This is a genomic window from Anaerobiospirillum succiniciproducens DSM 6400 (assembly GCF_000482845.1).
GTDB lineage: Bacteria > Pseudomonadota > Gammaproteobacteria > Enterobacterales > Succinivibrionaceae > Anaerobiospirillum > Anaerobiospirillum succiniciproducens.
In genome coordinates, this window is sequence record NZ_AXWV01000040.1 from 18,128 (window position 1) to 38,285 (window position 20,158).

14 protein-coding genes are annotated in these 20,158 nt (G+C 43.6%); 9 read left to right on the forward strand and 5 right to left on the reverse strand.

Annotated elements, in window-relative coordinates; translation table 11 throughout:
* Window positions 1-398: 398 nt before the first annotated feature.
* From H524_RS0106740 to H524_RS0106760, 5 genes are all read left to right on the forward strand, one after another.
* On the forward strand, window positions 399-1,949 hold the full coding sequence (locus H524_RS0106740; protein ID WP_027939671.1) for a sigma-54 dependent transcriptional regulator: 1,551 nt from the start codon (window positions 399-401) through the stop codon (window positions 1,947-1,949).
* 171 nt (window positions 1,950-2,120) lie between these two features.
* A complete protein-coding gene (gene pseB / locus H524_RS0106745) occupies window positions 2,121-3,149 on the forward strand; it encodes a UDP-N-acetylglucosamine 4,6-dehydratase (inverting) (RefSeq protein WP_044121674.1) in 1,029 nt (342 codons plus the stop codon).
* A 273-nt stretch (window positions 3,150-3,422) separates the two neighbouring features.
* Window positions 3,423-4,577 carry a UDP-4-amino-4,6-dideoxy-N-acetyl-beta-L-altrosamine transaminase gene (gene pseC / locus H524_RS14690; protein ID WP_044121676.1) on the forward strand — a complete coding sequence of 385 codons (1,155 nt, stop codon included), beginning with the start codon at window positions 3,423-3,425 and terminating at the stop codon, window positions 4,575-4,577.
* A gap of 185 nt (window positions 4,578-4,762) precedes the next feature.
* A complete protein-coding gene (gene pseF / locus H524_RS0106755; RefSeq protein WP_027939673.1) occupies window positions 4,763-5,500 on the forward strand; it encodes a pseudaminic acid cytidylyltransferase in 738 nt (245 codons plus the stop codon).
* A gap of 150 nt (window positions 5,501-5,650) precedes the next feature.
* Complete coding sequence (locus H524_RS0106760) at window positions 5,651-6,868, forward strand: hypothetical protein (protein ID WP_027939674.1); 1,218 nt, start codon at window positions 5,651-5,653, stop codon at window positions 6,866-6,868.
* Between the two features lie 173 nt (window positions 6,869-7,041).
* Here H524_RS0106760 and ung read toward each other — a convergent pair whose 3' ends face one another.
* The 3 genes from ung to H524_RS0106775 all read right to left on the reverse strand — a co-directional run bounded on the left by ung (window position 7,042) and on the right by H524_RS0106775 (window position 10,277).
* Window positions 7,042-7,728, reverse strand: a complete 687-nt coding sequence (ung, locus tag H524_RS0106765) for a uracil-DNA glycosylase (RefSeq protein ID WP_027939675.1) — start codon at window positions 7,726-7,728, stop codon at window positions 7,042-7,044.
* Window positions 7,729-8,060: 332 nt separating this feature from the next.
* On the reverse strand, window positions 8,061-9,035 hold the full coding sequence (gene eda, locus H524_RS0106770; RefSeq protein WP_027939676.1) for a bifunctional 4-hydroxy-2-oxoglutarate aldolase/2-dehydro-3-deoxy-phosphogluconate aldolase: 975 nt from the start codon (window positions 9,033-9,035) through the stop codon (window positions 8,061-8,063).
* Between the two features lie 285 nt (window positions 9,036-9,320).
* Window positions 9,321-10,277, reverse strand: coding sequence for a sugar kinase (locus H524_RS0106775; protein ID WP_027939677.1), 957 nt, complete (start codon window positions 10,275-10,277; stop codon window positions 9,321-9,323).
* 621 nt (window positions 10,278-10,898) lie between these two features.
* Here H524_RS0106775 and H524_RS0106780 point away from each other — a divergent pair.
* From H524_RS0106780 to yfbR, 3 genes are all read left to right on the forward strand, one after another.
* Window positions 10,899-11,645 carry a Bax inhibitor-1/YccA family protein gene (locus H524_RS0106780; protein WP_027939678.1) on the forward strand — a complete coding sequence of 249 codons (747 nt, stop codon included), beginning with the start codon at window positions 10,899-10,901 and terminating at the stop codon, window positions 11,643-11,645.
* Between the two features lie 568 nt (window positions 11,646-12,213).
* Window positions 12,214-13,398 (forward strand): prephenate dehydratase, encoded by a 1,185-nt coding sequence (gene pheA, locus H524_RS0106785; protein WP_027939679.1) that lies wholly within the window; start codon window positions 12,214-12,216, stop codon window positions 13,396-13,398.
* A gap of 464 nt (window positions 13,399-13,862) precedes the next feature.
* Entirely contained in the window at window positions 13,863-14,507 is a 645-nt protein-coding gene (gene yfbR, locus H524_RS14695; protein ID WP_044121677.1) for a 5'-deoxynucleotidase, read from the forward strand.
* A gap of 195 nt (window positions 14,508-14,702) precedes the next feature.
* On the opposite strand, the gene H524_RS0106795 is transcribed toward yfbR, so the two are convergent.
* On the reverse strand, window positions 14,703-15,407 hold the full coding sequence (locus tag H524_RS0106795) for a FadR/GntR family transcriptional regulator (protein ID WP_027939680.1): 705 nt from the start codon (window positions 15,405-15,407) through the stop codon (window positions 14,703-14,705).
* A gap of 1,346 nt (window positions 15,408-16,753) precedes the next feature.
* Here H524_RS0106795 and H524_RS14700 point away from each other — a divergent pair.
* Window positions 16,754-18,676 carry an RsmB/NOP family class I SAM-dependent RNA methyltransferase gene (locus H524_RS14700; RefSeq protein WP_245580447.1) on the forward strand — a complete coding sequence of 641 codons (1,923 nt, stop codon included), beginning with the start codon at window positions 16,754-16,756 and terminating at the stop codon, window positions 18,674-18,676.
* 106 nt (window positions 18,677-18,782) lie between these two features.
* On the opposite strand, the gene H524_RS0106805 is transcribed toward H524_RS14700, so the two are convergent.
* Window positions 18,783-19,670 (reverse strand): aldo/keto reductase, encoded by an 888-nt coding sequence (locus tag H524_RS0106805; protein WP_027939681.1) that lies wholly within the window; start codon window positions 19,668-19,670, stop codon window positions 18,783-18,785.
* Window positions 19,671-20,158 lie beyond the last annotated feature (488 nt).

Genomic DNA, 20,158 nt, shown 5'->3' on the forward strand with positions numbered 1-20,158 from the left:
GACTTATCTACTTTATAGTCAACAAGCGTTTGGAGAGGCAGCCATGCTTAACTTAAGTCCCTAAGCATGACTCGATACATGAACACACCAACTAGCACCTTTATCATCTCTTGATAAGTGTGCATATTGGATTGAGAGTCATAAAGTCTTTAAGAGAGTCAAAAGACTTTATGGCCCTTTGTAATAAGGCAGATAACTCGTATTGAGCTTTGGACTATTGTGTATAGATCTCATCATTTGATCTGGCAAATTAGTGCCTCTTTTTTTTGAGATCTTAACGATTGTAGCCGACTTTAAAGTAAGTGCTTTTAGATGCCATATCCTTTTTAACCCTGTGATATGACTTATTTGTCCACTACTTTGGTCGCTTCATTTAGTGCCTAACATAAGGCGGGAATATGCAGTTTTCAGGCAACGTTCTTATCATCGAGCATAACCAAGATAAGCGTCAGGCTTTAGAAACTATCTTCAGTTTCCTCGGTGCAGCAACTCAAACAGGTGAAGTCGAAGACTGTCTGTCTTACCTCGACTCATCCTCTGAGTCTGTGGATGCATGTATCTTAGGTGATTTAGATGGCAAGGCTACTATTAGCCGCATCATACCTAAGTACAACCGTACTGCTTTCATCATTTGCGATGCTGAGTTCGTCCCAACTGGTAAGGAAGACGCAAACTACATTGGTCGTCTTACCGAAGAACCTACCTATGATGAATTAGTTCAGCTGCTGCACTATAGCCAGTCATTTAAGACCATGAGCCGTCTGTCAGGCCGCTCCGATGGTCGTCGTGGCGCTCTCATTAAGCGACTGGTTGGTCGTGGCGATGCTATCTGTCTTGTTCGTCGTCTCATTGAACAAGTAGCGCCTACTGATGCCAACGTTCTGATTTTAGGTGAGTCAGGTACTGGTAAAGAAGTAGTTGCTCGTGCAATTCACGACATGTCAAACCGCTCTAAGAAGCCTTTCGTACCTGTAAACTGCGGTGCGATTCCAGGCGAGCTCTTAGAGTCTGAGTTATTTGGTCACGAGAAAGGCGCATTTACTGGTGCATTTGCTACTCGTGAAGGTCGTTTCGAGCTTGCTGAGGGTGGTACGCTTTTCTTAGACGAAATTGGTGATATGCCGTTTGCTATGCAGGTAAAGCTGCTGCGTGTACTTCAAGAACGCAAGTTTACCCGTGTAGGCTCTAACAAGATCATCAATGCCAACGTACGTGTTATTGCAGCTACTCACCAAAACTTAGAGACCATGGTTGAAGAGAAGCGTTTCCGTCAGGACTTGTTCTATCGACTGAACGTTTTCCCAATTGAAACTCCACCTCTGCGTGAGCGTACTGACGACATTCCAATTCTTATCCAAGAATTAGTTAACCGTCATGGCAAGGAGCAGCACACCACTATTCGTTTCACTCAACGCGCTATGCTTACCTTAATGCAGGACGAGTGGAAAGGTAATGTGCGTGAGCTGTCCAATTTAGTTGAGCGCTTGCTGATTCTCCATCCAAATGAAGTAATCGATATTAGCGATCTCCCAGCCAAGTATCGTGGCGATCAAATCCAGGATGATCCAGTAGCTGAGCGTGAGGCTCTGCTTGAGGCATTTACTTGCACTGACGAATTTGACAGCGTTGATGATAATTTCGACATGGACTTCGACGAGTCCTTAGTTGCAAGTGACTTAGATAGTGAGCAAGCTGCGCAAAAGCGTGCTGAGCTCCCTGATCTGCCAGTTATTCGTGATGAAGAGGACATGGCTCAGGCCTTCATTCCTCGCTTAAGCTCTGATGGTGTCAACCTCAAGGATATGATCATGGACATCGAGATCTCCATGATTAAACAAGCCTTAGAGCAAACCAATGGCGTAGTGGCTAAAGCAGCAGAGACCTTAGGCCTCCGTCGAACCACTCTCATTGAAAAGATGAAGAAATACGGCATCAGCGCCCAGGCTTAATATGTACATGCCAGGTTTAATATGTACATGCCTGGCTTAATAAGCACATGCCAGGTTTAATATGCACTTCATGCGGCCGTAATTGCGATTTAATTGTCGCTGCGGCCATTAAATGCACAGACTCATTGCACTACTGCATAAACGTATACAACTGAACTGTTAGGAAGAAAGATGTTAGACATTGAATCCAAGATCACGGAATTTCTTAAGGACAAGACCATCTTGGTAACTGGTGGTACTGGATCTTTTGGCAAGAAGTTTATCCGTACCGTTCTTGATCGTTATCCTGTCAAGAAAGTCATTGTTTACTCACGTGATGAACTCAAGCAGTTCGAAATGCAGCAGATGTATCGCGATGAAAGCCGTCTGCGTTTCTTCATCGGTGATGTTCGTGATAAGGAGCGTCTGTACTTAGCTTTCCGCGATGTTGATGTGGTTATTCATGCTGCAGCTATTAAGCAAGTTCCTGCCGCTGAGTACAACCCAATGGAGTGCATCAAGACTAACATTGGTGGTGCTGAGAACATTATCGAAGCTGCTTTATACACTAAAGTTCAGCGTGTTATTGCTTTATCAACCGATAAGGCTGCTAACCCTATCAATCTGTACGGTGCAACCAAGCTTTGCTCCGACAAGATCTTCGTTGCTGGTAACAACTTAGTTGGTAACCGCGATCTGCGCTTTGCTGTAGTTAGATACGGTAACGTAGCTGGCTCACGTGGCTCAGTTGTTCCTTTCTTTCGTAATCTCATTGCTAATGGTGCTACTGAGTTACCAATTACCGATGAGAATATGACCCGCTTCTGGATTACCTTAGAGCAAGGTGTTCAATTCGTGCTTACTAACTTAGTACGTATGCACGGCGGTGAAGTATTCGTACCAAAGATTCCATCTATTCGCATTACTGACCTTGCTACTGCTATGGGTCCAGATATCAAGCAGAAGATCATTGGTATTCGTCCAGGCGAGAAGATCCATGAGGTTATGTGTCCTCGTGATGACTTCCAGCACACTATTGAGTTTGATAACTTCTTTATCATCAAACCATCCATCCGCTTTGGTGATAGTGATGTTGACTATTTAGAAACTAAGCTCGGTGAGAAGGGCGCTCCTGTTGAGGCCAACTTTGAATACAACTCATTCAACAACCCTCACTATCTGACAGTTGATGAGCTCATTGAGCTAAACAAGCACGTCTAATTTAGACGCCTTGTTCTTATAAAGGGTCAGCATCCTAGATGCGGGCCCTTTTTACTTTTGTACGACCGCATTTTCAGCACTAATAATCTTCCATAGCGCTAAAAGCAAATCTCTTAATGCAATGTGATTATTACGTGGCAACAGTGCTAGACACTTTGCTTTGTGGTCACACCACCCTTTATCTGCGCGTACAAGCGATCAGAATTTGTCTCATTGCTTATATGCGTACAAGCTATGTACTACTAGTATCAAAGCTGACTTCTAGGAGAGTCTATGATCCCTTACAGCACCCAATGCATCAATGATGAGGACATCAAGGCTGTTGAACGCGTCTTATGCTCTGACTTTTTAACTTGCGGCCCAAAGGTTGCCGAGTTTGAAGATAGTCTGTGCAACTACACTGACTCAGACTATGCTATTGCCACCTCAAGTGCTACTGCAGCTTTGCACGTTACCATGATGGCTATGGACGTTGGTCCTGAAGATGAAGTATGGGTATCTGCCATCAGCTTTGCCGCTTCAGCTAACTGCGCCCGCTACTGTGGTGCTACTGTACGTTTTATCGATGTAGATAAGCACACTGGCAATCTTGACGTAAACAAGTTAGCTCAGATGCTCAAAGATGCAGAGCAAAACAAGAAGCCACTACCAAAGGTTGTAGTTGCAGTGCACCTCTCAGGCCGTCCTTGTGAGTTACGTGCTCTGCAAAACCTTAAGCAGCGTTATGACTTCTACTTAGTTGAAGATGCCTCCCATGCAATTGGTGCAACCTATGAGGGCAACATCATTGGTAAGGCCATCTTCTCTGATGCAGTTATCTTCTCTTTCCATCCAGTTAAGATCATCACCACTGCAGAAGGTGGCGCGGTTTTAACTGACAATCGCAAAATTGCTGAGCGCGTACGCTTACTCCATGCTCATGGTATCACTCACGATACTGCACTCATGGAGCGACCAAATATGCCAGCTTGGTACTATGAGCAAATTGATCTTGGCTACAACTACCGTATGTCAGATCTGCAAGCTGCTCTTGGTGTATCACAGCTTGCTCGCATCGACAGCTTCCTTGCTAAGCGTCGTCAATTAGCTAAGGACTATGAAGAATTACTCGACAAGTCCATCATTACTCTACCTGTTGCTGATACTGAGGGTTACGAGAGCTCTTGGCACTTATATCAGGTACAAGTACCTCACCGTGATGAGATCTACAATACCCTCCGCTCAAAGGGTGTAGGCGCACAGATTCACTATCTGCCAATCTATCGTCATCCTTACTATCAAAAGCTCAAGTACAACGAATTACTTGAAGGTGCCGAGTACTTCTATCAGCATACCTTAACGATCCCGCTCCATCCTAAGATCAATCGAGTAGATCAGAGCATGATCAGCTCTATCATTGCAGCTGCTTTAGATAAGATTGGCTCCTAAAAAAGCTTAGGCATTCAAAAACTTGTTAGGCCCTAGATCTAATCTAGGGCTTTGTGTATTTATGCCCTATTAGATCTAGGCACATTGATTACTAGTTCTTATGATCTGGCAGTATTCTCATAGTGATTAAGAACTAGAAATTGTCTGCGCTTAGGCGTATGACGTGAGTCGTTAAGGTTGACCTTATGGATAAGAAATTACTTGCAGTTATTCCAGCACGTGGTGGTTCAAAGCGTATTCCACATAAGAACATCAAAGATTTCTTAGGTAAGCCACTTATTGCCTATACCATTGAGGCGGCAAAAGAGTCTGGCATCTTTACTGACATCATTGTCTCTACTGATGATGAGGCAATAGCATCAGTTGCTCGTGAGTATGGTGCCTCTGTGCCTTTCTTACGTGATGCGGTGCTGTCCAATGATTTTACTGGCACCGGTCCTGTTGCTAGTGATGCCTATCTCAAGATGAAAGCCCAAGGCAAAGACTATGATGCTATTTGCACTATCTACGCTACTGCACCTTTACTAACAGCTAAGCATTTAAAAGAGGCCTATGAGATCTTCAATAAAGCTCATGTCGACTACCTCTTCTCATGCTGCGAGTTCCCTTTCCCATTCCAACGAGGCTTTTACAAAACTGAAGACGGTGCTCCTGATCCAGTTATGCCTGAGTGCATCCCAATGCGCTCTCAGGATTTGCCTAAGGCCTACCAAGACGCTGGTCAGTTCTATTTTAAGTCTATTGAGTACACCTTGTATGAAGGCCTAGACGAAGCTGAGCGTGCTAAGCGCGATCCTTACAAAGACTTTGTCTGCCGTCTGTACGAAATGCCTCGCTACCGTGTTATTGATATCGACACTCCAGAGGATTGGGAATACGCCCTGATCCTGGCTGAGGCTATTAAGAAGCTCAATTACGACTAAATAGTCATTACCTATCATTCAAGCGCCCGCACTAGAGCAAATTACTATCTGTAGCAATGATTACTCTTGCTCTGGCAGGTGCTGATATCGCGCCAAAACTTAGACTTCACCCTACTCTTGCACATTAGTTTTTTTAGGAGATCCATTTGTATGGAGAGAGATACATTGCCCGTCATTGGCGTTATCTTACGTGCTAACTCCTCAATTGGAACTGGCCATCTCATGCGTATTCGCAGCCTCTTACCAAAGATCAAGAGTAAGGCCTATCTACGTCTGTACGTCTATGCTTTTGATAAAGCACTCTTACCTATGTGTAATGATTATGACGAGGTGCTGGAGTTTAAGTGCAAAGAAGACATCTTTAGCTATCTAGCTGAATCTTATACCGGCGCATCTGCAGCAACGATTCATCCAGACTACCTTATTGGCAAGAGTAACATTGGCAACTTGCCTAAGGTAGTGATCATTGATGATTATGCAATTGATAGCTCGCTTGAGTCATTGCTTTATGAGCACTGCAAGATCTTTGTAGTTGATGATCTCTATGATAGACCTCATCAATGCCATATGCTCTTAGATCAGACTTTAATCACTCATGAAAGTGAGTATCAAAAGCTGTGCAATAGCGACTGTGAGCTTTTGCTTGGCTCTCAATACTCTTTAACCCAAGAGCGTTTCTATCCAGAGTTTTACGATCTTAACTATCAAAGCCCATGTACTTGTGGAGCCCATCAGTTACAACTTAACTACCGTGCACTCTTAGGCAAAGATGCATCATCGCTTTCATCGCTTGCTAAACACTGCAGCTGTTCTGATGGTCAGGCGCTTCCTTTTGAGCGTATCTTCATTAGCTTTGGTGGTGCTGATCCTGTTAGTGCCTGTTTACATCTTACTGACACTATCATCAAAAGTAAGCTCTACGAACAATACTGCTTTACCCTGCTTGCCGGTGCTGCCAATAAAGACTATGACACCATAGTGGAGCGTGTACGCGTAGGCATACCTAAGCAATATCAACAACACTTTATACTGCTGCACCATTGCTCTGATGTTGCTGATTTACTTTTTAAGCACGATGCGGCTATTGGCGCTTATGGCGGCATGTTCCGTGAACGTATTGCCTCAGCTATTCCAACAGCTGGAGTTATGATTGCTGACAATCAAAAAGGTGCTGATGTCGTAGTCGAACAAAATGATATTGGCCTAACCCTGAGCCTTGATGAGCTCAACGATATTAGAGCCGTATCTAAGGCACTCAAAAAGCTCTCTAGCCGCTCTCAAGAGTTCACTAACAACTGCCTTAAAATCTACGATGGCAAAGGACTTAAGCGCATTGAAGAGAAAGTCCTCTCCTTACTTAACACTTAGCTTATCTAGCTAAACTTACTTGTCTTAGCACAAACCAACATAACTAATGGGCTTTAGCCGCCCTCATGCATGGCATGAATGGCTATAGGCGTGCCTAGCCATGCGTAAATGGCTGTAGCCGTCCTGGCTATACGTTAATGGCTATAGGCGTGTTTGGCCATGCGTAAATGGCTTTAGCCTTGTGTGTCCATAGTGAGCGGCAACTGCCAATTGATAGGCGTCTTGCCGTGGGAGAGCAAATAAGCATTAGCCTGAGAAAAGTGGCGGCAACCAAAGAAACCATTGTAGGCAGAAAGTGGAGATGGGTGTGCGCTTTCTAAGATGAGGTTATTGTTTCTATCAACGCTCATGCATTTAGCTTTGGCCTTAGCTCCCCACAGAAGATAGACCACATTAGAGCTATGCTGATTGATGCGTGAGATCACCTCATCGGTAAACACCTCCCAGCCACGTTTAGCATGAGAAAGTGGCTTACTATCTTGAACCGATAAGATAGCATTTAATAAGAGCACACCTTGCGTTGCCCATGAGGTTAAGCAGCCATGCTGGGGAATCACAAATCCAGGAATGTCAGATTGTAGTTCCTTATAGATATTCTGCAAAGATGGTGGGACTTTGATACCTGGCTTCACCGAAAATGACAGTCCCATGGCTTGGCCCATTTGATGATATGGGTCTTGTCCAATAATGACTACCTTAAGATCTTCAAAGGCTGTGAGCTTAAAGGCATTGAAGATCTCCTTTCTTGGAGGATAGCAAGCAATGCCTGCTTGGACATCAGCATCATATGCATTTAAAGCATTCTTATAGTAATCAGTCTCTTTAAGATCACCAATAATGTCATGCCAGGTTAATGCCATTTAATCGCGTCCTTTTTAATCCATGAGATAGTGCTGTGAGTATTGCTAGCCGTTTACTGTATTTAGTGCATTGCAGCTATCTTTGCCATGCACTTTGGCTCGTTTAAGACAGGAGCTAGAGCTCTTGTAGAGCTCTTGTGGTGCATAGGCAATGTATTTGCTCTGGCAGCTAGCTACGTGGCCATAGCAAAAGATTATACAGATCTTTAGATGAGCTCAGCACAAACAAAAACAGCCTCAAGTTTTAACCTGAAGCTGTCTTTAATACCTAATACTTAGGCCATGAAGCAAAGCTAGTACTTCTTTGCTTTAAAGATGAAGTATTGTGTTGATTACTTCTTCTTAGGACGCTGGCGTACGTGGAATGCAAAGCCACCAATCTCTTCTTTCATGTAGGCAGTAACCAGATTGCCCTTAGCATCGTACATGAATAGCTCTGGATCGAACTCAACACCCTTACGGCTAAGCATAGCTAAAGCACGAGTAAGATCGCGAGTATCAACACAGATGTGACCATTTTGACCTACGAATGGACGCTTCATGATCTCAACGAGATTGCCTGAGAAGATAGCAAGTGGGGTCTCGAAACGGCCTGACTCAAAGAGCTCATCGATACGCTTGTGAACAGCGTTAGCATTCTCTTCGGTACCAGCATTGATACCAACGTGACCAACGGTGAAATCAAATACCTTGTTCATGATCTCACGGCAGGTTGCCTTAACACCTTCCCAATCCTTTTCCTTAACTAACTTTGCAGGAGGAACAAAAGAACCACCAACAGCAGCTACATTAGGCAGGTCGAGGTATTCGGTTAAGTTGTGCATACCGATACCGCCAGTTGGTACAAACTTGATACCGCTAAATGGAGCAGCAAGATTCTTTAAGGTGTTGATGCCACCATAGGCCTCAGCAGGGAAGAACTTAACAACCTTAAGACCATAGTTCATAGCAGCTTCAATATCAGAAGGAGCTACAGTACCAGGGCATACTGGAATTTCGTTCTTAACACACCAGTCAACTACCTTCTCGTTAAAGCCTGGGGTGATAATGAACTGACCGCCATTGTCTAAGGTCTCTTTAGCCTGATCAACAGTATGAACGGTACCAGCACCTACCATAATCTCAGGAACTTCAGCTGCAATACGCTTGATAGACTCAGCACCTGCAGCAGTACGGAAAGTAACCTCGGCAACTGGGATACCGCCTTCAACTAACGCACGAGCTAAAGGTACTGCATCATCAGCACTGTCTAAAGTTACGAGTGGAACGATACCGTACTCACTAATGCGCTCAAAAATTTCAGACATGATTATTCCTCTGCTGTCTATTCTTAATAACTGCTCCGTGAGCTAGCAACACGCACAAAACAGCATTGTTCTGCAATCTACCTAAGTTTAATACAACTTTGAGGTCTAGCAACAAAGCAGAATGCAACTATTGGATCAATGCAACACAACCATGAGTGTATCACCCCAATTTAAAGCATTGATTAAGCAGTGCTATGAGAGTTTGGTGCAAAATATCTCTCATTAGAGTAGATACACACATAAACTTACAGGGTTCTTATTGACTGTGATAAGAAGAATTAATGCTTAAAGAGCAACGCGCTTGTGGCTTTGCATAAACTCTTTAAGTTGCTCTTGAGTTGGCAATCCCTCGTTATCGCCAGCAAAGGTGCATTGAATAGCACCAATAGCCGCACCACGCTCCACAGCCTTTTCAAGGCTTAAACCTTCCATAAGACCGGTGATAACACCGCAAGCAAAGCCATCGCCCGCGCCTACAGTATCTACGACCTTATCAATAATAAAGCCAGGTACCTTGTACTCATTGTCACCTTCACGCACTAAGGCACCATCAGGACCTAGCTTGGTGACGACCATACGTGCGCCTAATGAGCGGTAGAAGTCATTGATCTTAGATGGGTCTTCACTACCGCATAAGATCTTACCCTCACCACAACCTGGCAGTACTAAGTCAGCATAAGAGGCAAGTTCGTTTAAGGTCTTAACCATAACCTCTTGAGATGGCCATAACTGCGGACGTAAGTTAGGGTCAAAGGAAATAAACAAACCAAGCTCTTTAGCTTTTTTAATGAGAGCCATCATGGCTGCGCGAGTTGAATCAGTCAGCGCTGGGAAAATGCCTGTTAGATGTACATAATCAAACTTGCTAAAGTCGATCTTCTCAACATCAGATGCATCTAAGGTAGAGGCCGCAGATCCTTTACGGAAATAGAAGATCTCAGGATCACCCTTGCTTACCTTGCTTTTAAGCATAAAGCCAGTGGTGTTAGTATCTGAGGTCAGCACATTGGAGCTATCGATCTTATTGGCAGTTAATGTATTAGTGATACGAGTGCCAAAAGGATCGTTACCTAGCTTGGTTAAGTAGGAAACAAAATGACCTAAACGAGCAGCGCCTGTGGCTACGTTAAACTCTGCTCCGGCAACAGCAAGCGTAAAACCTGCAACGCTATCTAGAGATCCCTCGCTTTGAGCGATTAACAAACCCATTGGCTCGCCAGCAAGCAATAAGCCCTTTGCCATAATGACTCCTGTACTTTGCTCTAATACTAGTCGTTATCTTTACGTATAAAAGTGCCTTGTGTAAAGCATATTGTCATGCTACAGCACCTTAAAAACGGCACATATATCTAATGTGCTCGAGTTTAGATTACGCTGCATAATAACACTTGTAAACTAGTATACAAGTGAAACGAAACCAATCTCACATTTTTTAAGCCAATGCTGATATATAAGCGAAAAAGCGTATGTCTTCAAGCTACTAAAGGCAGATCGCTTACCACTAGCTATTGGCAGCTTAAAAGCACATATTTATGCCATTTCGTTTAGAAGCATAAGTAAAAAATGCACCTTTATGGATCCATGAGGACAACCTTGAGTATGAATAAGTGTACTTTTGCATGAGCTAACGCCAAAAAATGAACTTAAAGAATTGAGCAGCTGTATAACTTTGGTAAAATCTCAGACTAATTGATGCTAGACTATCTAGCTCAACACAGTTAGAAACTGCAGATCCGTTGTACTTAATGAATGCTCATACTTTAAGCATTTCGTTTGGTGCACATCTTTCTAACTTTCACAATTTAGATTGTTCTCAAAGCATCTGCTTTGCGATCAAAACGTTCATAATTCAGGAGCCCTTGGATGAACACTTCAAATCCGGCAATGGGTGTGCTTGATAAAGCCGCCTCCGGTGCTTATAACTTTGGCGGTGTCGGCGAAGTCGCCACCGTTAGAGGCGCTACCACTAAGGCCATTTTGCTTGTTGCACTGACCTTTGTTGTCGGTTACTTCAGCATGCTCTACAGCTTTGGCTACATGTTCCAAAACGGAGCTACTCCAAATGCTCTGTTAATTGGTTCAGTCATTGTTTCTGTAATCATTGCCTTTGTCACTATCTTTAAGCCACAGTACTCTAACTTCACTGCTCCAGCTTATGCTGTTGCAGAAGGTGTTGCTTTAGGCTGCATCAGTGCTACTTTTGAACTCAAATACCCAGGCATCGTATCTACTGCTGTTATGTCCACTTTCGTAGTGGTATTAAGCATGTTAGCTCTCTGGAAGTTCAAGGTAATTGTTCCAACTGCTCGCTTCCGTGCTGTTATTACTGGCGCTGTTGTTGGTGTTGCTATTTTATACACCCTCAACATCTTATTAAGCCTCTTTGGCTTCAGGCTGCTGCCAGATAGCGGCCCAATCTCCATTATCATTTCCTTAATTGTTTGCACCATTGCTGCTTTCAGTTTAGTACTTGATTTTGAAATGATTGGTTCTTGCGTTGAAGAGCATGAGCTGCCTAAGTACTTCGAGTCTTACTGCGCCTTCTCATTACTCGTAACTATCTGCTGGCTCTACCTTGAGATCTTAAAGCTCTTATCCAAGCGCGAGTAGTAGATACAAAAAAGCTCAGCACACTAACAAGAGTGCCTAGCTTTACAAGAATGTTTTAATTCTCAAAAGCCCCCACTGGCCATCCTTTGGGGGCTTTTGTTTGCCCGCCTCAAAGCTAAAGTACGCACATACACATAAAGAAAAAAAATCCAAGCTCCCCATAAACCACATAAGCTAGACAAGGTCCAGTAACAGCTCATAGCCTCATTCATGCAATGCCGCTCCGCTACATATGAACACGATGCAGCGCAACGCATGCATATAACTAAGATACCGTGAAACACATGCACATACGCAGGGTATGCATATAAGCACTTGCACATGCGCAGGGTATGCATATAAGCACTATGCAGCGCAACGCATGCATATGAGCACGGTATGCATATGAGTAAGATGCGGCGTCATTTGTTGCTAATAATGGGTTCTAAGATGGTGCTAGCGATGCAAAAAGGTTCATACGCTGCCTCAAATAGTGCCAATTAGGGCCGTTTCATTGTAATGATGCAGTCTTTCACCTAAGATTAATGCACTATAGTAAGTACCAATAGTTGTAGTACGAGGAGAGGACATGCGCGATTTACTTGATTGTCGTGACGCGATTGATGAGATTGATAGCAAAATCATTAAGTTACTGCAGGAGCGACAGGCCGTTGCTACCGATGTAGCTATCTACAAGCTCCATCACGATCAGCGCATTGTCGATAAGCAGCGTGAAGCCCAGAAGATCGCCACTTTAATGGATAGAGCAACTCAAAGCGGCATATCTCCAGTCATGATCCGTGAAATCTATGAAAAGATCATGGCTCATACTGTATCTTATGAGCAAAGCTATATCGTAGATAAGATCAACGGCAAAGACATCACCCGCTCTACATCTGTTGCCTATTTAGGCACTAAGGGTACTTACTCCCATTTAGCTACACAGCACTACTTTGCAAACTACTCATCGCGTATGGAAGAGCACTCTTGCTCCTCTTTTGACGAAATTGTCTACAAGGTTGAGAGCGGTGCTTGCGAGTACGGTGTGCTGCCAATTGAAAACTCCAACTCAGGCTCTATCAATGAGGCAGTGGACACAATGCAGTCCATGAATGCCTTCATCACCGGTGAGATCTTCTATCCAATTGATCACTCCTTGCTGTCAGTAGTTCCTCCTCCAAATGGCGAAAATGATGCCTTTGACTTTAAGACCATCAAGACCATTTACTCACATCCTCAGCCAGTAGCTCAATGTTCTAAATTCATCAAGGAGCATTTAAGTCACGCTAACATCGTATATACCGACTCGTCCTCTGAGGCTATGAGCATTGTTAAGCAGCAAAACGATCCATCTGCAGTAGCTCTTGGTTCTAAGCATGCTGCCTGCTATTACTCACTCAATTCTTTAATGAGTGATATTGCAAATAACAAGAATAACTACACTCGCTTTATTATTCTTAGCAAGACTCCTGTTGATATTCCATCAACTATGGCTGCTAAGACCTCCATTCTCTTTAGCACCAAGAAGTACACTCCAGGATCTTTAATCGCAGTGCTCAATGAGTTTAACGATGCCAAGATTAACTTAACCAAGCTCTACTCTCGTCCTTTAGAGGCTAAAAATCGTGATGCTTGGGAAGAGATCTTCTTTGCCGATGTTGAGGCCAACCTCAACACCACTGCTATGCAAAACATCATGCAAAAGCTCAAGGACTTAACTGGCAACCTCAAGGTCTTAGGTTGCTACCTCTCTGCCGAGCACGAGCAGATCTAAACTAATTTTAAAAACCATGGCTAAAGGCACGATCTGTCCTTTAGCCTTGGTCATATCTTTAATCATCTTGATCAATCCCATCCCCGTAATCGCCCGCGCCGTAGTACCTGTCCGGCCTCCATACCATATCCCTTTTAGATAGACGGCATCTTCAAAGATTTAGCCTCGCAACGCAAACCGTAGCTCCAAACAAAGAAATACGTAGCTAATAAGCATCAACACCATACAGTTGGGTATCAGACAGGCATACATCAGATAGATATCGTAAGCCTCACCACCTCAAAAGTAATCTTAGTTAGCATCACTAAACGTTGTTTAAAACTTAGCTGCTCAACATCTTTAGCTTAGCAAAACACGATTTATATCGTGTTTTAGGAGTTTATTTGCACTTAAGGTGAAAATACTTGTAAGGGTGTTATGCTAAGGATGAGTCTTTTGAACATCGAGATCATTAGGAGGATGTGATGGGCAAAATCTTCAAGAAAGGATCGACCTTTTTAGCTTGGATTGTTCGCATGTCGCTCATCAAACGCTGGGCTCTCATGCATTGCTTTCGTTCTGAAAATGTCTCTGAGCACAGCCATCAAACTGCTGTCATTGCTCATATGCTCGCGATCATTAAAAATCGCCTGTTTAACGGCAACGTCAATGCTGAGCGCGTAGCAGTACTTGCCCTGTACCATGAGGTATCAGAGACCAAGCTTCAAGATCTCAATTCCAAGACTAAATACCTCAATCCTGAGTTTACTAAGCAGTACAAGATGATTGAGCATCGTGCAGAGCTTGAGTGTGTGAATACCTTGCCTGAAGAGCTAAGAGAGGATTTTCATCATCTGATCGTGCAAAACGAAGCTGATCATGAACTCAAAGAAATCGTAAAGGCTGCAGATATTCTCTCAGCCTATATCAAAGCCAATGATGAGCTACGCTTTAACAATACAGAGTTTACTCATGTAAAAGAAGGCTTAGATAAAGTGCTAGCTGACTACTGTCAGCGTATGCCAGAAGTGCAGTACTTTATGGATAAGTTTGTTGCTCAATGCTGGGCTACTGTAGATCAACTTGCTGGTATGGACTCAGACAATCAAGCTCAATCCAATAATAAATAATTGGGCTTAACAGCCAAAGAACGCTAAAGCACACTACAGATACAAAAAGCCCCAGTCGTGGATTACGGCTGGGGCTTTTTGTTTGTCCATACCAGTAGTGGATTACGGCTGGGGCTTTTTGTTTGTCCATACCAGTAGTGGATCACGGCTGGGGCTTTTTACTTTTGCTTATGCGTATTAGCTTGGCGATTGGTACTAGGCTAAGGAGCGCAGGTAATCGTGAGCGGTGAGGTAAGTGTAGAGCTTCTTGAGTACGTGAGATGCTCTCTTGGCATCCTCTTCAATAATAGCTTGGATGAGCTTATTGTGGAGGGTCAGAATAACCTGAGTGGAGATGGTAGGCTGCAGTGATGAAACTGCATTTTGCAGACGTGCAATACCCTCTGTTACGGTCTTCTTAACAAACTCATTAACGATATTGTTAAAGATCATGGTGTGGAACTCAAAGCAAGCCACTAAGAACTCAGCTTGATTAGTAGCTGCTAAAGCACGCTGATTTTCTACAGCGGCAGCTAATTGCTTGTCCATACCTGAAAAGCACTTATTGAACTTCTTCATCTCAATGAAGATAGCTGTTGGAGCTACGATCTTGAGAAACTCAAGAATCTGCACGATTTCCTTTTTGACAGCTAAGTTCTTACCAGTGCCTTCGAAGATTGCATCTTCGTGTAACTCAGAGATAACAAAAGTGCCAACACCCTGCTTGGCCTTGAGCACATTCAGAGCTGATAACTGCATAATGGCGCTGCGCAGAGACGTACGTGACACGTTAAGACGATCACGCAGCATATTCTCTGATGGAATCTTACTGCCTACAGGCCATTTGCCGGTGCTGATCATGCGTTTAATGTAGCTTACAATTTCGCTTGAAACCGCATCTTGGCGCACGCGCTCTGACATATAACTCTCCACGCCTGATAGTCAGTACAGGCAATCGTTTAGCAAATAAGATGAGCTTCGGTGCTTTTAAAAGCACTTACTTTTGCAAGCTCAACATCAAATTTGCAATCTAATCCAACACCGATGCTGCTAAATGATTAAGCCATCGCACCACTGCTTTTAATGTCAAACAATGGTCAATGATGCTTAGCATCGTGTCCACCATGACAACCATACATTCTTACAGCAGCAAGGATGGAAGTTAACTGCTAGTCTGACTACAACTAGTACCAAGCTAACTAGTCCTCATGCTCACTTTTAATAAGCATGTAACCACTTATGTATGTTTGGTAGCACACACCTAAAAGATCTTAAGCCATGCCATCACGCCTTTGCGCATAAATATGGCATCAAATTTACAAGCACCTAAACTTATCTACAACTGCTAGATAAGGCCTGTGCTTTAGTAAAAGATATGGCATTCTATCCAAAAAACTAGGCAAATACAGCATGCATCAGCACTAAGATGCAAAATTATCTTGCAACGAGGTATTTTCTTGTTCGTATGGAGCGTTTTGCTCCAACAAAGCGCTTAAATCTTTGCCTTATTTAGCGCCCTTGCATAGATTAGCTAACTACACTTTAGCTGCTCAAAGAACTGTAGCTTGGCTAACATTTTTAGAGCTGTTGCTTTTGCTAAAGATTTGATAGTGCCAATACCTTTGCAAAAGACTTGATAGTGCCAATACCTTTGCCAAAGACTTGATAGTGCCAATACCTTTGCAAAAGATTTAATAGCACTAAGGCATTAGCCAAAGATTTGCACAGTATGCTTGATTTTCATTATGGGGTATGTGATTTAATCGACATATCGAGGCGCTCTTTGATGCCTCAAAGCTTTTATTCCATCTAAGATCACGTTTTGCCCACCCAATAAAGGCCCAAAAGCCATTAAAAGCTCAAGATCTTGTATTACATTATTCGTACTTGAGTTTGTATTTCATTGTTCATACTAATTTGCGCTCATAAGGTAAATGCTACTTTTAAGCTTTGTCTTATGACTAAGTTGCCTAGCGCTTGGCAAAAGATCTTAGATCATCACATAAGTCTTTGTGACTATGTGTGATCAAAAGATGCTATAATTAACGTTTGCACAAACAAAATACGTTAGCTACCTAGGGTAGTTTGCGTATCTCATTACTTTCTACTAAAAAGTAGCTCTCTTTGCCGCTCGCCTGTACTCAGCGTCTCGTCTTATTGCGCTGAACGATTAGTGTTTCAATTTGGCGGCACATTCTTAAATGAAGCTAGATTAAGAGCGCTCAGGCGCGTTCTCAAGTAAGTTAGAACAGGATAAACAAGCCACCATGCCATTTGATGCCGGTACTTCTCAGCGTGATAAGCGCTCAAGCAAGTCACGTACTTCCACCTTTAACAAAACAGAACGCTCTAACACTCAGAAAAATCGCTCTGATCGCCCTAAGTCATTTAACAGCAAGTTTGTAAAGAAGACTTCTTCTACAAACTTCAACAAGGGAGCGAAAGTATTTAGAGAAGATGCTCCAAGTGGCGAGCAAGTACACTTTAAGCCTCACTTTACCGATCACGACAAGCGTCACTCTGACAATACTCATGCAGAGCATGGCACTCGCTCATTCAATAAAGATCGCTCCAAGCGCTCTTTTAACGACGGTGTTGACAAGCAAGGACGTAGCGAGCGTTCCTTTTCTAACCGTCGTGAAGGTCTTAACAAGGGTAAAGATGGCAAGAAGATCGTAGTGCCTCGTCGCAAAGAGATCGTCAACGATAAGATTCCAAGAAAGCCAGGCTTTACTACTTTCCAGATGCGCTTAGTACAGAGCATTCTTAACTCTGCTTTAGTAGATAAGAAGCCGCTCGATAAGTCTTATGCCATGTGGTTTGCTAAGGTAAAGATCCCTGCAGTAGAACAAGGCTTTGTGATTCGTCACATCAACGCCATGTTCCGCCGCCTGTCTTTTTATGCACACGTTGCAGGCTTAAAGCGTCCATCTGACTTTGAGCGTCACGTAAACCGCCTCATTCTCTCTTATTACGCAACTGAAGGCTGGCCACTGCCTGAGCTTAATGCCGAAGGCTTTGACCGTACTGGCCTTAAAAAGCGTATTGAAGAGGCGATTGCACACCCACTGTACAATGAGGGCTGTCCTTTCTATCTTGAAGAGCTCTGCTCCCGTGAGCTTAAGGACAAGTGGCCAGCTGAGCGTAAGGCTTTAGGCGAGGCCGCTCCACGTTTTATCCGTGTTAATACCCTCAAGACCACTCGTGACGAGCTTGCTGCAGCTTTATCAGAAGAAGGCGTAGTAACTAAGTCAGTTAAGGGTGTTCACACTGCACTTGAAGTTACTTCTAATGCTGCCTTATTCCGTACCTTAGCTTTCCGCGAGGGTAAGTTTGAGCAGCAAGATGCTGGCTCTCAGTTAATCGCCCCATTCTTAGAGGTTGCTCCAGGTATGCGTGTTATCGATACCTGCGCCGGCTCTGGTGGTAAGACTCTGCACTTAGCTGCCTTAATGAATGGCAAGGGCTCTTTAATTGCCATGGATATTGAGGGCTGGAAGTTAGATGAGCTTAAGGCTCGTGCACGTCGTGCTGGTGCTTTTAACATCGAAACTCGCGTCATCGACTCAACTAAAGTCATTAAGCGTCTGTATGGTCATGCCGATCGTGTGATTATCGATGCTCCTTGCTCTGGTTTAGGCGTGCTACGTCGTACCGCTGACTCTAAGTGGGCCGATATTCAGCCACGTTTAATTGAGCTTAAGAAGATTCAAGCTGACATTCTTGAGCGCTACAGCCGCATGGTCAAGGTTGGCGGTAAGGTTGTTTACTCTACTTGCTCAATCCTGCCAAGCGAGAACGAAAAGCAAGTTAAGGCATTCTTAGCCAATCACCCAGGTGAGTTCGTTCTTGAGGCTGAAGAGCACATTTGGCCATCTTCTGGCTTTGATGGCTTCTATATGGCCCGTCTGCGTCGTCTTGAGACCTTCGATGCAACAGCTGAGGCAAATGACGCTAACGACACTACCTCAAGTGCACCAAGCTCACAAGAGTCAGATAAAGTAGCTACCGCAGCAGTAAATCCTGATAACACTCAGGCAGATGCTGCCAGAGCTAATGACACTGTAACCGAGCCGGCAGATGCAGCTACACAAGCTGATAATGCAGGCCCTGCTAATAGCACTGAAAGTGCAGGCAGCTCTGAAAATGCAGACACTGCTGACAGTGCAGAGATTGGCAAGCAGGACTAGAGCTCAGCTTGCTTAAGTAAGCTATATTAGCTCGTAGGACATGAAAAAAGCCCCGTAGTGATGAACTATGGGGCTTTTTTCTTGGGTAAAAAGTGGTAATGGCAAACTATTTCTTGTCTGGATCAAGACCAGAGAAGCCTAAGTTTTGCTCATCTAAAACTAAGATTCGCTCCATCTGCTCATCAGAAAGCTCAAAGTCAAAGATATCCATGTTTTGCTTCATACGCTCAATGGTCGATGACTTTGGAATGGATGGAATGCCAAGCTGATTAACAAAGCGCAGACATACTTGAGCTACAGTACGATTGCACTCTGATGCAATGGCCTTTAATACGTCATTGTCAAAGACACGTTGACGACCCATTGGGCTCCATGCCTCAGGTACAATTTCATTAGCCTGACAGAAACGCACTAACTCAAGCTGAGTAAAGCCTGGGTGAATCTCTAACTGATTTACCATTGGCTTAACCTTGGTCTCCATCAGCGGCATAAGATGGTGCTCTTTGAAGTTAGAGACACCGATGTTCATGATGTAGCCTTCTTCGTACAGCTCTGTCATGGCTTTCCAAGTTGCCAAATTGAGCTCATGAGCCTTAGGATTGTTGCTTTCACTTGCTGGCCAGTGAATCAGATACAGGTCGAGATACTCAAGATCTAAATCCGTTAAAGTTTTAAAGAAAGCATCCTTAGTGGACTGATAACCCATATCGTCCTCTTTGACCTTAGAGGTGATAAATAGCTCTTCACGATCGACGCCAGAGGCAGCAATACCCTTACCCACCTCAACTTCATTACCATATAATGCTGCACCGTCGATTAGGCGATAGCCGCATAAAATGGCATCTCTGACCAACTTGACGCACTCATCGCCGCCAGCTAATGCCCAAGTACCAAAGCCAATAGCTGGTAAGATGCCACGGCCTTTAAGCTCAAAGCCGTTGTCATTTAAAAGCTGTGCTGCCTTAATGGACTCTTGTGAAATCTGTGTACTCATAAATACGCTCGCCTTGTAAGATGACTAAGTCAACCGATCCTATCTTATGAAAACTACTTTTGTTTCCTCATGATAGCTTAAGACATAGCTATAAACGTTATGAGCGCTCATAAAGTGCAACATATGCTAAATAGCAGTAGACCTCAAATTGCCTATGGCTTGCAAGCATTAATCGCGTCCATAATGTAATCAGATGCAGTATCTGTGGTGCTTTTTTATCGTGAAATCTGAGTACTCAATGCCATGCTATAGATTTGTTTGCCAAGGAAAATGCGCAGGCTTTTAATAATTTGCATTGAAATTTATTAAAGCTACGCTTATGTGAGTGAGACGTTGTACCCATCTAGTCTTACACTTAAAATATACTTCCATACAAGTGCAAACAATGCATGATTATTAGGCATTAGCGTCAAATCTAAGCTGCAACTAGGATCCAAGACAAGCTGTAAAATCTGATGTGATATTTGTCACAAAAAACTATTGCAAGC